The organism is Streptomyces sp. SP18CS02, from assembly GCF_036322365.1.
In the GTDB taxonomy this organism is placed as follows: Bacteria; Actinomycetota; Actinomycetes; order Streptomycetales; family Streptomycetaceae; genus Streptomyces.
In genome coordinates this window covers 19,730-33,764 of sequence record NZ_JAQYXC010000295.1, presented here as the reverse complement: position 1 = coordinate 33,764, position 14,035 = coordinate 19,730, and the positions used below count along the sequence as shown (strand labels likewise).

12 protein-coding genes are annotated in these 14,035 nt (G+C 70.6%); 10 read left to right on the top strand and 2 right to left on the bottom strand.

Annotation, left to right across the window (positions count from 1 at the left end; genetic code table 11):
- Window positions 1-212 precede the first annotated feature (212 nt).
- A complete protein-coding gene (locus PUR26_RS26910) occupies window positions 213-1,478 on the bottom strand; it encodes an MFS transporter (protein WP_329876017.1) in 1,266 nt (421 codons plus the stop codon).
- 549 nt (window positions 1,479-2,027) lie between these two features.
- Here PUR26_RS26910 and PUR26_RS26905 point away from each other — a divergent pair.
- From PUR26_RS26905 to PUR26_RS26860, 10 genes are all read left to right on the top strand, one after another.
- Entirely contained in the window at window positions 2,028-2,774 is a 747-nt protein-coding gene (locus PUR26_RS26905; protein ID WP_329876015.1) for an SDR family NAD(P)-dependent oxidoreductase, read from the top strand.
- 46 nt (window positions 2,775-2,820) lie between these two features.
- Window positions 2,821-3,147 (top strand): YciI family protein, encoded by a 327-nt coding sequence (locus PUR26_RS26900; RefSeq protein WP_329876013.1) that lies wholly within the window; start codon window positions 2,821-2,823, stop codon window positions 3,145-3,147.
- 1 nt (window position 3,148) lies between these two features.
- The gene (locus PUR26_RS26895; RefSeq protein ID WP_329876011.1) at window positions 3,149-4,459 is read left to right on the top strand and encodes an aminotransferase-like domain-containing protein; all 1,311 of its coding nucleotides are present in this window, start codon (window positions 3,149-3,151) and stop codon (window positions 4,457-4,459) included.
- Window positions 4,456-5,748, top strand: a complete 1,293-nt coding sequence (locus tag PUR26_RS26890) for an ATP-grasp domain-containing protein (RefSeq protein WP_329876009.1) — start codon at window positions 4,456-4,458, stop codon at window positions 5,746-5,748. Before PUR26_RS26895 ends, PUR26_RS26890 begins: the two co-directional genes overlap by 4 nt.
- A gap of 49 nt (window positions 5,749-5,797) precedes the next feature.
- Entirely contained in the window at window positions 5,798-6,910 is a 1,113-nt protein-coding gene (locus tag PUR26_RS26885) for an LLM class flavin-dependent oxidoreductase (RefSeq protein ID WP_329876007.1), read from the top strand.
- Window positions 6,911-7,104: 194 nt separating this feature from the next.
- Window positions 7,105-7,608 (top strand): flavin reductase family protein, encoded by a 504-nt coding sequence (locus PUR26_RS26880; RefSeq protein WP_329876005.1) that lies wholly within the window; start codon window positions 7,105-7,107, stop codon window positions 7,606-7,608.
- 82 nt (window positions 7,609-7,690) lie between these two features.
- Entirely contained in the window at window positions 7,691-9,379 is a 1,689-nt protein-coding gene (locus tag PUR26_RS26875) for a GH3 family domain-containing protein (RefSeq protein WP_329876004.1), read from the top strand.
- Entirely contained in the window at window positions 9,376-10,272 is an 897-nt protein-coding gene (locus PUR26_RS26870) for an alpha/beta fold hydrolase (RefSeq protein ID WP_329876002.1), read from the top strand. Before PUR26_RS26875 ends, PUR26_RS26870 begins: the two co-directional genes overlap by 4 nt.
- A complete protein-coding gene (locus PUR26_RS26865) occupies window positions 10,265-11,509 on the top strand; it encodes a mandelate racemase/muconate lactonizing enzyme family protein (RefSeq protein ID WP_329876000.1) in 1,245 nt (414 codons plus the stop codon). The genes PUR26_RS26870 and PUR26_RS26865 overlap by 8 nt, the downstream gene beginning before the upstream one ends.
- On the top strand, window positions 11,506-12,360 hold the full coding sequence (locus PUR26_RS26860) for a fumarylacetoacetate hydrolase family protein (RefSeq protein WP_329875997.1): 855 nt from the start codon (window positions 11,506-11,508) through the stop codon (window positions 12,358-12,360). Before PUR26_RS26865 ends, PUR26_RS26860 begins: the two co-directional genes overlap by 4 nt.
- A gap of 45 nt (window positions 12,361-12,405) precedes the next feature.
- Here PUR26_RS26860 and PUR26_RS26855 read toward each other — a convergent pair whose 3' ends face one another.
- Complete coding sequence (locus tag PUR26_RS26855) at window positions 12,406-14,028, bottom strand: ABC-F family ATP-binding cassette domain-containing protein (RefSeq protein ID WP_329875995.1); 1,623 nt, start codon at window positions 14,026-14,028, stop codon at window positions 12,406-12,408.
- Window positions 14,029-14,035 lie beyond the last annotated feature (7 nt).

Here is a 14,035-nt window from a genome sequence, read left to right as displayed (position 1 = left end):
TCGATGGCCGCCATCGCACTCCTCAAGGTCAGGATCAAATTGGCGCCGGAGGGAGAGGCGCTGTCCAGCGCATCGGATGAGGCGCCACATAAAGTCTGTGACTGGGTGCGTCGTTGATCTTTGCAGGCGGTTGCCACAAAGGTCAACTATTATTGAGAGGTTCGTTTACCTCCCCACCAGGTCGCTATAGGCGACTCGAACTCGACGTGAATTCATGCCGAGGTGTTATGGGTCTGCTGCTCGGGGAGCTCGCGCCGGGATCGCACCGGGGAAAGGAAGACCGGCAGGAAGGCGGTCGCCATGAAGGCTCCCCCGACCCACAGGGTGGCCTGCACGCCGGCCAGCTCGCCGAGCACTCCGGAGAGCGCGGCGCCGACGGCGAGCGCTCCGGTCAGCAGGAACCGGAAGGTGGCGTTCATCCGGCCGAGCAGCACATCGGCGGTCATCCGCTGGCGCAGGCTGACACCGATCACGTTGTCCATGCCGACCTTGAACATGGCCAGGAACCACCCGGCCCCGGCGAGGAACAGCCAGGGCCCCCGGTCGACCAGCGGGACCAGCAGTCCGGCGGGCGCCAGACACAGCCCGGCGAGGCCGAGGGTGCGTCCGAAGCCCAGGCGGGTCGCGACCGGCCGGGCGCTGCGGGCGCCGACCAGCAGCCCCGCCCCGCCGGCCGCCCAGAAGAGTCCGAGCGCGCCGGGCGAGAGGTCCAGTTCGCGCACGAACCAGACCGGGAGCATGGTGTTCACCACCGAGGAGCCCAGGTTGCCCAGCGCCGCGGTGAGCGCGAGCGCCCGCAGTTCCGCGTTGCCGAAGACGTGCCGCACACCCTCCGCGATCTGCGTCCGCAGCCCGGTGGCCGATTTCGCTCCCGCCGCGCCGGCCGGGGCCGCGGGCGGGGTCCGCCGGACGGCGGTGAGCCGCAGCGCCGAGGCCAGGTGGGCCCCGGCGGTGACGACGACGGCCACGGGAGCCGTGAGCAGCGCGACCAGCCCTCCGCCGGCGCCGCGTCCGGCCACGTTGCCCGCCGCGATCAGCGTGTTGATGTCGGCGTTGGCCTGAACCAGACTGTCACGGCCGACGAGTTGGGGCAGGACGCTCTGCGAACCCACGTCGAAGAAGACGGTGGCACAGCCGTTCAGCAGGACCACGGCGTAGAGCTGGCCGAGAGTGAGCATATCCAGCCACCAGGCCAGTGGCACGGTGGCGAAGAGGATCGCCCGGCACAGATCGGCCGTGATCAGGACGCGCCGATGGCTGAGCCGGTCCACCCAGGCCCCGGCCGGCAGGCCGATGACCAGGAAGGCGACCGTGCTCAGGGTGGCCAGCGCACCCACCTGACCGGGGCTCGCGTCCAGGGCGGCCACGGCGACGAGCGGCACGGCCACATAACCGATGTTCGTGCCGAGCTGGCTGAGCGCGGAGGCGGTGAAAAGGGTACGGAAGTCACGTATTCGCCACGGAGAGTTGGGTCGCATGGTCCGTTCATCCGGTGGTTGGTCCGGAACCGCCGTTGTGCGGAGATTCCATCGGAGCGGGGAGGGTGGCCCCGGTTCGCCAGGCTTTACAGGTACAGCGGATGGCCAGAAAGAGAAGCGGCCGGAAACAGTGGCTGGATGGCTGAATTTACGCCATAAGGATTCGGCCACGCCCACCCCCTCGCCCAGTCCCGGCCTTACTCGGACACGTCAGTCGGCAAGGATTGACGATATCTCGTCCTTGCGCAAGGGATCCGCTCCACGGACCCCGCGTAGTTGACTCCTTTACGAACATTGGGTCAACGAGTGGCCTTAACGCGTTGACATGCGCTGAGGGTTGGTGTGATGGTCTGGAACGTGTCGACCGGGGGGCGGCTTACCCTCCCCTGGCCTGCTGCCGTGCGCGGAAATAGGGAAGCCTGCATTCCGCCAATGTGATCTCAACGGCAAAACGGCCGAACCGGCATGAGGCGCTGTTCAACCCCCGCAAAGGGCCCTGCACTGCCCGTTCAGGGTCACGGAACCCAGACAAGCCAGGTGAGAACAAGAGTGACCACACGTACCGCGCTCCTGATCGGTGCCGCCGGTGGAATTCTCTCGGAGACCGCCCGAGGACTGGCGAAGGAAGGGCACTCACTCGTCCTCTTCGACAGGAACGAGGAGGCCGTCACACGCCTCGCGGACGAGCTCTCCCCGCGGACCAAGGTCGAGGTGGTCGTCGGGGACATCACCGACATCCCCGCCGCCGAACAGCAGCTGACCTCGATCGTCGAGCGGCACGCCCCCTCCATCCTCGTCAACGGCGTCGGCGGGGACACCCGCGTCATCGGCTACGCCGACCTGGAGCGCGGCCACTTCGAGCAGACGTACCTGGAGAACGTGGTCAGCACCTGGATCGCGATCAAGGTGTGCGCGCCCCGGATGGTGGCGGACGGCTACGGCCGCATCGTCAACTTCGCTTCGGCGGGCGGGCGTACGTACAGCCACTTCAACAACGCCGCCTACGTCGGGGCGAAGGCCGCCGTCATCGGCATGACCAAGCAGATGGGGTACGAACTGGCCGGAACCGGCGTGGTGGTGAACGTGGTGGCCCACGGCCCCATCGCCACCGAGCGCGTGGCCCGTGCCTTCGAGCTCCGCGACGAGGAGGCGCAGAAGGCCGTGCTGTCCCGGCTGCCGATGGGCCGCTACGGCAAGGTGACCGAAGCCGTGGGCAGCGTGCTGCACCTGTGCTCCGAGAGCGCCGGCTACTCCACGGGCTCCGTCATCGACATCAACGGCGGCCTTTACATGTGAGGGGAATCCCCACCCCTCGGCAAGAAGAAGCGCACAAGGAGCTGGTGTGGCGAAGTTTGTCGTCGAATTCGAGTACAACGTCGACCGGGCCGGCCGCCAGGGCCTGCACCCGGCGCACGCCGAGAACCTCTACCGGCTGGCCGACAGCGGAGTCCTGCTGCTCGGCGGCCCGCTCGTGGGCGAAAACGCCGGACTCCTGCTCTACGAGGTGGCGGACCGCGACGAACTCCAGCGGATTCTGGACGACGAGCCCTACGTCAAAGGCGGGGTCGTGGCAAGGACCCGTATTCGGGAATGGGGACCGGGGAAGGGCAGCTGGATATCCGTGCTGAACCGGTCGGAAGACGTCTCCAGCACGGAAGGAAACCGCTGACATGCTTTCGTTCCAGCAGGACTCACTGCACGGTGGGATAGCCGACCCCGAGATGGATTCCATGCGGATCCTGAGCGAGACGGCACTGAAGTTCCCGGATGCCCTGTCGTTCTCGTCGGGCGCGCCGTACGACGGGAACCACGATCTGGGCAATCTCACCTATTACGTGGACCGCTATATCAAGCACCTGCGTGACAAGGGTGTGCCGGAGCAGCGGATCACCCGGCTCCTCTTCCAGTACGGGCCGGTGAACGGCCTGATCCAGGACGAGGTCGCCCGCATGCTGAAGCAGGACGAGAACATCGACGTCCCGGCCGAAGCCGTCATGATCACGCACGGCTTCCAGGAGGCGGCGCTGGTCGCCCTGCGCGGCCTGTTCACCTCCCCCGACGACGTGCTGCTGTCGGTCTCCCCCGCCTACGTCGGCATCCGGGGCGCCGCGCGCATGCTCGACATCCCGGTCCGCGGCATCCTGGAGGGGCCGGACGGGCTCGACCCCGAGGCCGTGGCCGAGGCCGCCCGCGCGGTGCGGGCCGAGGGCAGACGCCCGGTCGCCCTGTACCTGGTGCCCGACTTCTCCAACCCGTCCGGGACGGTGCTTCCCCTGGAGGCCCGCAAGCGGCTCCTGGAGGTGGCCGCCGAAGAGGACCTCGTGATCCTGGAGGACAACCCGTACGGCCTCTTCGCCCGTGACGGCGAGGCGATGCCCACCCTGAAGTCCCTGGACACCGAGCGCCGGGTCGCCTACCTCGGCTCGTTCGCCAAGTCCGCCTTCCCGGGCGCCCGGCTCGGCTACCTGGTCGCCGACCAGGAGGTCACCGACTCCACCGGGGCCACCCGCACCCTCGCCCAGAGCCTCTCCAAGGCCAAGGCGATGTTCACGGTCGGGTCCTCCACCCTTTCCCAGGCGGTGATCGGCGGCATCCTCGTCGAGAACGGCTACGACCTGCGCTCCGCCATGCGCGAGCTCGCCGCGGTCTACCTGGAGCGGCTGGACGCCACCCTGGAGGCGCTGGCCGAGCACTTCCCGGCCGGCGAGGACCACGGCGTCACCTGGAACACCCCGCGCGGCGGCTTCTTCCTCACCCTGCGCGTCCCCTTCACCGCGGACCTCGCGGCGATGGAGCGGTCCGCCAGGGACTACCGGGTGAGCTGGGCGCCGATGAGCATGTTCTACCTCGAGGGCGGCGGCCACCGGGAGATGCGGCTCGGCTTCAGCAACCTGGCCCCGGAGGCGATCCGCGAGGGCATCTCGCGTCTGGCCCGCTTCATCAAGGAGACCCCGCGCGAGTCCTCGGAGGCACAGGCATGAGCACCTCCCCCTCCCCGTCACCCGCCGCCCCGCCGGCCGGCACCGCGCGGCCGACCGCCGTCGTCGTCGACGGCTACTCGGCCGGCAACTTCTACCCGGCGGCCTTCGCCGCCGCCGGTGCCCGGGTGATCCACGTGCAGAGCACGCCGGAGCTCATCCCGACGATGCTCGCGCCGGACCTCACCGCGTACGACGAGAACATCGTCTGCTCCGACGAGGAGCGGCTCGTCGAGCTGCTCCGCCCGTACGCCCCCGTCGCCGTGGTGCCCGGGCAGGAGTCCGCGGTGCAGCTGGCGGACCGGCTCTCCGAGGCGCTCGGGGTGAAGTCCAACGGCACCGCGCTCTCCCCGGCCCGCCGGGACAAGCACGAGATGATCGAGGCGCTGCGCAGGGCCGGGGTGCGCTGCGCCGACCAGTTCAAGAGCGATGACGCGGAACTGATCGTCAAGTGGGCGCAGGACCACGGCAGCTGGCCCGTGGTGGTCAAGCCCATCAGCTCCGCCGCCTCCGACGGCGTGTTCGTCTGCGACAGCGCCGAGGAGGTGCGCGCCGCCGCCCTGCGCGTCCTGGAGACCCGCGACATCTTCGGCTTCGCCAACGCCGAGGCACTCGTCCAGTCGTACCTCAAGGGCACGGAGTACGTCGTCGACACGGTCAGCTGCGACGGCCGGCGTTACGTCTCCGGGGTCTGGGAGTACGAGAAGATCCTGCTGCCCTCCGGGCAGAACATCTACAACCGCGACGTCCTTCTGTCGCCGGACGAGGACCCCGTCCCCGCGCTGATCGCCTACATCCACGAGGTGCTCACGGCGCTGGACGTCCGCTGGGGCCCCGCCCACGCCGAGGTCATCGTCACCGAGCAGGGTCCGGTCCTGGTCGAGGTCGCCACGCGCCTCAACGGCCAGGTCAATCCCGGCTTCCAGGAGCTGTGCCTGGGCGCCGACCAGGCCGGGCTCACCGTGCTGGCCTACACCCGCCCGGAGGAGTTCCAGCGGGAGTACGCCGACCGGGTCTACAGCAAGCTGCGGCCCGCCTGCATCTACAACGCGGACACCACCCTCGACGGTCAGGTGGCGGAGGTCGACCAGGAGGTCGTGGCCCGGATCAACGCGCTGCCCAGCACGTTCTCCACCAGCGTCAAGTACGCGCCCGGGGCCCGTATCCGTCCCACCACCGATCTGCTGACGGCCACCATGCGGATCTATCTGACCTCGGACGACGACCAGCGGCTCACCGCCGACTACAAGACGGTGCGCGAGCTGAAGGACTCGGTCTACCGCCTCGCGTGACCCCGCGCCCCTCGCCTTCCTCACCACACCACCATGCTGGAGGACAGCAGTGCACAGCCGTATCGGTCTCTTCCTGTCGCCCGTTCACGAGACGGGACAGGACCCGCACCTGGCGATCCACCGCAATCTCGACCTCGTGGAGCACGCCGACCGCCTGAACTTCGACGAGGCGTGGTTCGGTGAGCACCACACCCTGGGCTGGGGACTCGTCGGCGCCCCGGAGACCATGATCGCCGCGGCGAGCCAGCGCACCCGGCAGATCAAGCTCGCGCACGGCGTGGTCCCCCTCTCCGGGCACCACCCCTTCCATGTCGCCAGCCGCGCGGTGCACCTGCACCACCTCGCCCGGGGCCGCTACATCCTGGGCGTCGGCCCCGGTGTGCCCTTCGACGCCGGGATGTTCGGCCTCGACCCGAAGGTGCAGCGCAAGCGCCTCGACGAGGCCCTGCCGACCGTGCTCGAACTGGTCAACGGCGAGGAGCGCGTCACCCAGAAGACCGACTGGTACGAGCTGAACGACGCCAAGCTCCAGCTGCCCCGGTTCGGCCCCGGTCCGATCGAGGTGGCCATGGCCACCTCCGGCACCTCGGTGACCAGCCCCCGCCTCGTCGGCCGGTACGGGCTGAGCATGACCTCCTTCGCGCTGCCGTTCGCCCTGATGACGCCGGGCGCGCCGGACCACATCGGGCTGGCGCAGCAGTGGAAGCACGCCGAGGAGGCCGCCGACGAGTTCGGGCAGACCATCCGCCGCGAGGACTGGCGCATCGCCCTTCCGGTGCATGTCGCCGAGACCCGCGAGCAGGCGTTCGCCGAGGTCCGCGAGGGCTACGACCGCTGGCTCTTCGAGTACTTCAGCAAGGCCGCCGGCCGTGAGGTCCAGCCCCCCGGCACCCCGCGGGAGAAGCTGCTGGAGGCCCGCGTGGAGGCGGGCGGCGCCCTGGTCGGCTCCGTCGACGACGTGGCCGCCGGCATCCGCCGCATGCAGGAGGCCACCGGTGGTTTCGGCACCCTCCTGGTGTACGCGGCGGACTGGACCTCGTACGAGAACGTCAACCGCAGCCTTGAGCTGCTCGCCCGCCATGTGGCACCGCAGATCACCGGTGCCGCGGCCCGTCCCCAGGAAGCCGTCGACTGGGCGATCGCCAGCCGCGCGGCGAAGTAGGGAGTGCCCGTCGGGGTCCTCTCCGCCCGGCGACGGCCGGACGGGACCCCGACGGGGCGACCCCCTTCCGCCGATCCCCGTCGTCTCGCGGCGGCGCGGGCGTCCCGGCAATCCCGGCACGCCCGCGCCCCCGACGACCCGAGGCCCTCACCGCCGACCAAGACCGTCCGCCGGACCGAGTGGAAACGCATCGCATGCTGCAGCAGACCGAGCCGGTACAACACCCTCTGGATCAGCGCTCGTTCCGTGACATTCTGGGCCGCTTCACCACTGGAGTCGTGCTCGTGACCGCCCAGGCGGCGCACGGCCCCGTGGGGATGGCCGTCAACTCGTTCACCTCCGTCTCGCTCGACCCGCCGCTCGTCGCGCTGTGCGCGGCCCACACCTCGACCACCTGGCCGGACATCCGGGCGGCGGGGAGCTTCGCAGTCACCATCCTCGGTGAACGCCACGCCGAACTGTGCCGTCTGTTCAGCCGGCGCGGTGCCGACCGCTTCGCCGGCCGCGACTGGGCGTACACCCGGGCCGGACATCCCATTCCGGCCGACGGACTGGGCTGGCTGGACTGCGAGATCACCGCGATCCACCCGACCGGGGACCACGAACTGGTCGTCGCGTCGGCAGCTGAGGGCGCCCTGGCCGGCCCCGCGGAGCCACTCGTGTTCCACGCGGGCCGGTTCCGCGGGCTGCTCGCCTGAGCCGTACCAGCGGCCCGGGAGCCACAGGAGCCACGACACACCGGCACCACTGTCAGAACGAGTTGAGGGAGAGACCGAAGCCGTGGGCAGTTCGCACTGGCACGAGCACTGGAACGCGCGTCGCAGCCCCTTCATCGAGGAGTGCCGGCAGGCCCGTACGGCCCTGCTGGCGGACCTCAAGGACCCCTACGCGGCGCAGGAGCGGGTCCTGAACGACATCATCGCCCTGTGCGCCGACTCGCTGCGCTGGAAGGAGCGCGGCTACGACGCCGTCGCCGCCGACCCGGCGAGCTTCCGGGACGTGGTCCCGGTGATGCGGTACGGCGACTTCACCGCGGACATCGAACGCGAGACCCGCACCAAGGGCGGTGTCCTGACGTGCAGCCCCGTGCTGCGCTGGCTGAAGACGAGCGGAACGACCGACGTCCCCAAGCGGATCCCGTACACCCTGCACTGGCTGCTCACCTACCGCATCCCGGCGATGCAGGCCATGTGGGGCACGTACATGGAGCACCACCTCGAAATCCTCGATCACCCGCACGCGACCCTCGACACCCAGACCGTGTACGAGAACGTCGACGACTTCCTGAACGGCGTGCAGTACCAGGCGATCAGCAACCGCCACCCGCGCATCAACAGCCGCGACTGGAACCCGCCGTGGTCCGCGGCCCCGTGGTTCGGCACCGAGGCGCCGTCCTCGCACTCCGGGCGGATGTACCACCGGATCCGCCACCTCGTGGGCAAGGACCTGCACTTCATATCGGCGATCAACCCGAGCACCCTGATATCGCTCCGGGACCTGATCGCCGAGCACGGTGCCGAGCTGGTCCGCGACCTCGCCGAGGGCACGCTGGAGGGCAGACCGCACACCGACCCGGACCCCGAGGCGGCCCGCCACCTCCAGGCCGTCCTGGAGCGGGACGGTTTCACCCTCACGGACGTCTGGCCCTCGCTGCGGCTCTACAGCTGCTGGCTGTCGTCCTCCGCCGGGCTCTACCAGTCCCGGCTGGACGCCGTGATGCCGGGCGTCGCGAGCATGCCGTTCATGAGCTGCGGCACCGAGGGCGTGACCACCATCCCGGTCGACGACTCCCTCGACAGCCAGCCCCTGGCGGTCAACCAGGCCTATTTCGAGTTCGTACCGGCCGAGGTGGAGCTGGGCGCGCTGCTGGACGCGGGCGAGCGGATCGACACCCTGCTCTTCGACGAGGTGGTGGAGGGCCGCGACTACCACCTGATCATGACGCAGGCCAACGGCCTGCACCGGCTGTGGAGCGGGGACATCTACCGCGTCGACCGGATCACGGACGGCACCCCGTGGATCCACTTCGTCCACCGCCACGACATCTTCCACTCCTTCACCGGCGAGAAGATCACCGAAGTGCAGGTCACCCAGGCCATCGAGCAGGCCCTGGCGGACCAGGGGCTGACCGGCGGGCTGTACATGTGCGGGCCGCAGTGGGCGGAACCGCCCTACTACGTGGTCGTCGGCGAGGCCACGGAGCCGGGCCCCGAACTGGACGTGACGCTGTCGGAGGCGGTGGACCGCGCGCTGCGGACCATCAACATCGAGTACGCGTCCAAGCGGAGCAGCGGCCGGCTCGGCCCGCTGGTCTTCGGCACGGTCCCGCACGGCGCCATCGCGGCCTACGCCGAATCGCGCCGCCAGCAGGGCAACGCCACCCAGTACAAGTACAAGCCCTTCCAGAAGGACACCGACTTCGCCGCCGACCTCCTCGGCGCCACGGCAGCGACGGGAGCGCACCGGTGATCGAGACGAAGAGGCCGCCGCAGAACCTCCGGCGGGAGATCATCACGCTGACGGCCGCCGACGGCACCGAACTGGCGCTCCACCTGTGGCGCCCCCGGGGGCGGACCAAGGGCGCGGTCTTCTACTTCCACGGACTGCAGAGTCACGCCGGATGGCTGTGGGAGGTGGGACCGAGATTCGCCGACAACGACGTCGCCTTCTTCACCCTCGACCGGCGCGGCAGCGGCATCAGCGGCGGAACGCGCCACGAGATACCCGACGTGGACACCGTGATCGCCGACTACACCGGCGCGCTGGCACACGTACGGGAGCTGATCGGCGACGAGGTACCGCTGACCCTGTTCGGGCACTGCCTCGGCGGCTCGTTCCTGGCCGCCCTGCTGCACCACTCGGCCTTCACCGTCCGCTACGACGCCGCCGTCTACTGCTCGACGTGGCTGGGACGGCTGCACTCGCTGCTCGGCGGCGAGGAGCGCGCGGCGCTGGCCGCCGAGCGCGGCACGGACCTGTGGGACGCCGGCCTGAAGTCGGAGGACTTCACCGCCGACCCGCGCTACCGGCACTTCATCGACCACGACGACCTGGCCCTGCGGGAGATCACCCGCCGGTCCCGGGCCACCCTGCTGGGCCTGGAGCGCCTCTACCTGGACCCGCACCACCCGGACCGGCGTGAACTTCCGGAGGTGCCGACGGCGTTCGTGTCCGGGCTGACCGACCCCATCATCGATCTCGACGACACCCACCGGGTGTTCAACCAGATGGTGTCCGACCGGGGAATGATCATCAAGTTCCCGACCGACCGGCACTACCTCTTCTACACCGATGTCCGTGACGACCTGGTCGACTGGGCATCGGCCTACACCCTGCTCCCGGCCGTGGACCGCGATGTCTGAGGCCGCAGGCCGGCTGTACCGGGTGGCGCTGCCGATGAGCGTCGGCTTCGACCACCCGGCGGCCCGCCGCTCCACCAGCGACAGCCTCGTCCTGAGCCTGACCGTCGACGGGGTGACGGGCCTCGGGGAGTGCGCGCCGCGCTCGTACGTCACGGGCGAGACGACCGCGAGCGTCACCGAGGCGCTGCGCCGGGTCCCGCTGGGCCCGCTGTTCGCACGGTTGCGGGAGGTGCCGCCCGAGGAACTCCTGGCGCGTCTGCGCGAGGACGGTTTCGAGGCGGCCGCCGGCCTGGACCTGACGGGCGCCGGGCCCGCCCGCCCGGAGGGCGCTCCCGGCGCGGCGGACGGCGAGCGGCCCGGCGCGCGCAACAACCTGGTCTGCCTGCTGGAGACGGCGGTCCTGGACCTTCTCGCGCGGCGGCTCTGCGTCCCGGCCGCGGACCTGCTCCCGGTCACGGGGGACGCCGGGCCCACCCTGCCGGTGTCGCAGGTCCTCGACCTCAGCATCGGCGTCGAGGAGTTCCTGGACACCCGGGGCCCCTTCCACTTCGTCAAGGTGAAGGCGTCGCAGGACATCGACCGGGACGTCCGTACGGTCACCGCCATCCGGGACCGGCTCGGCCCGGAGGTTCCCGTCATGGTCGACGCCAACATGAGCTGGACCCCCGCCACCGCCGTGCCGTACGCGCTGCGACTGCGCAACGCCGGTGCCGGCCTGGTGGAGGAGCCGCTGCCCCGGCGCTCCTGGGACGACCTGCGCACACTGCGCCGCGAGTCCGGCATCCGCGTGATGCTGGACGAGTCGGTGTGCACGCTCGCGGACGCCCGGACGGCCGTGGCCGCGGAGGCGTGCGACGCCGTCAACGTACGCGTCGCGAAGGTCGGCGGCCTGCTGAACGCCGCCCGCCTGGTCGCGTACGCCCGTGACGCGGCCCTCGGCTTCCAGATCGGCGTGCAGGTCGCGGAGACGGGCCCGCTGATCAACGCCGGCCGCGCGCTGGCCTTCCGCAGCCCCGGCGCCCTGACCGTCGAGGCCGGTCAGAGCGACCGCTTCTTCCCCGGCCCCGAGATGATCGTCTCGCCGCGTCCCCTGGTCGACCGCCGGGCCAACACGCTCGCTCCGCCCCCCGGCCCGGGCTTCGGCATGAACCTGACCCCCGCGGCCGACCGCTGGGCGGTCCTGACCTGGGCCGATGGCCACTGGAATCCCACCACCCCCGAGGAGAACCGACCATGACGGTCCTGTACGAGTGCGTCCACCAGGGCGAACGGCATTTCGGCCTCGGCTCGCCCGAGGACTCCGTCCTCGGGCTGTACCCGCTGGGCGGCACCGACCTGCGGGGCGCCCTGCTCGCGGCGGGCGGCGACACCGAGGCGTTCATCGCCGCCGTGACCGAGGGCCGCACCCCGGTCCGGGTCCCGGCCGGAGACGTCACCTTCCGCCCCCCGCTGCTGCCGGAATCGGTCGGCGACGCCATGGTGAGCGGGTTCATGGCCACCCACAACGTCAAGGTCGACGACACCACGCAGACGCAGCCCAACTGGTTCTTCAAGGGCCTCGGCGACGTGCTGAAGGCTCCCGGCGAAGCGCTGCGCGCGCCGGCCGGGTCCGTCGCGCTGACCGAGGAGGCGGAGGTCGTCCTCGTCTACGTCACGGACGAGCACCGCACCCCGCAGTACGCCGGATACACCTTCGGCAACGACCTCACCGACATCGGCCGTTTCAAGCGCCACAACGGTCACCTGTCGTACGCCAAGCTCTGTGACGCGGGCGTGGCCCCCTGGCTGTTCCTGGGCACCCCGCCCCGCCACGTCACCGGCCACGTCACCATCGAACGCGACGGCTCCCCGGCGTGGGAGGGCACCTTCACCACGGGCATCAAGGCGCTCCACTACGGCCTGCGGGACATGATCTCGGGCCTCTTCGCCCACGAGGCCCTGCTCCACCCCGGCCGGGTGCACTACGTCTACCTCGGCGCGGACCGCAGCAGCTTCCACAGCGGCTTCGCCATGGCCGACGGCGACCGCGTCGAGATGCGGTTCGAGACCCACGGGGTACGGCTGTCCAACCCGGTGTCGGCCCCCTGACCCGGCCGCCGGCGGGGCTCACGCCCCGCACGGCGGGTCGCGTCCCTACCGCGCCCGGTCCACCCGGCGCTCGTCCCAGACCGGCTCGGGTGTCTCCCTGACCACCCCGTCCGACCCGAACACCAGGTAGCGGTCGAAGGAGCGGGCGAACCACCGGTCGTGGGTGACCGCCAGCACCGTCCCCTCGTACGACTCCAGCCCCAGCTGCAGCGCCTCCGCCGACTCCAGGTCCAGGTTGTCCGTCGGCTCGTCCAGGAGCAGCGCGGTGGTGCCCCCCAGCTCCAGCAGCAGGATCTGGAACCGCGCCTGCTGGCCGCCCGACAGACGCTCGAAGGGCTGGTCCCCCTGTGCCTCCAGCTCATAGCGCCGCAGGACCGACATCGCGCCGCCGCGGTCCTTGGCGTGCTCGGTCCACAGGATGTCCACGAGCGTGCGCCCCAGCAGCTCGGGGTGGGCGTGCGTCTGGGCGAAGTGGCCGGGCACGACCCGCGCGCCCAGCTTCCACTCGCCCGTGTGCGCCACCGAGGGGTCCCCCGCCAGCAGGCGCAGGAAGTGCGATTTCCCGGAGCCGTTCGACCCGAGGACGGCGACCCGCTCCCCGTAGAAGACCTCCAGGGAGAAGGGCTTCATCAGCCCCGTGAGCTCCAGCCCGGAGCAGGTGACCGCCCGCACGCCGGTGCGCCCGCCCCGCAGCCGCATCCGGATGTCCTGCTCACGCGGCGGCTCCGGCGGGGGCCCGGCCTCCTCGAACTTCCGCAGCCGGGTCTGGGCGGCCGCGTAGCGCGAGGCCATCTCATGGCTGACCGACGCCGCCTGCCGCAGGTTCACGACCAGCTTCTTCAACTGGGCGTGCTTCTCCTCCCAGCGCCGCTTCAGCTCCTCGAATCGCGCGAACCGCTCCCGGCGCGCCTCGTGGAACGTCCCGAAACCCCCGCCGTGCACCCATACGTCGGACCCGGCCGGGCCCGGCTCCACGGCGACGATCTTCTGCGCCGCCCGGGAGAGCAGCTCCCGGTCGTGGGAGACGAACAGCACGGTCTTGCGGGTCTCGCCCAGCCGCTCCTCCAGCCACCGCTTGCCCGGCACGTCCAGGTAGTTGTCCGGCTCGTCCAGCAGCAGCACCTCCTCGGGGCCGCGCAGCAGCGCCTCCAGCACGAGCCGCTTCTGCTCGCCGCCGCTCAGCGTGCGCACCTCGCGGAACTGCGCCTTGTCGTACGGAACGCCCAGCGCGGCCGTCGTGCAGATGTCCCAGAGGGTCTCCGCCTCGTACCCGCGCGCCTCCGCCCAGTCGCTGAGGGCCTGCGCGTACGCCATCTGCGCGGACTCGTCGTCGACGGTCATGATCAGGTGCTCGGCCCGGTCCACCTCGGCCGCCGCCTCCCTGATCCGCACGGGCGAGACCGACACCAGCAGGTCGCGCACGGTCCGCTCGTCCCGTACCGACCCCACGAACTGCGGCATCACGCCCAGTCCGCCCGAGACCTTCACCGTCCCGCCGTGCGGTTGCAGTTCGCCGGAGATCAGCCGCAGCAGCGTCGTCTTGCCGGCCCCGTTGGCGCCGACGAGCGCCACCACGGCGCCCTCGCCGACCCGGAAGGACGCGTCACCGAGCAGCACCCGCCCGTCCGGAAGGTAGTACTCGAGATGTGCGGCCTCTACATGTCCCATGGTGCGC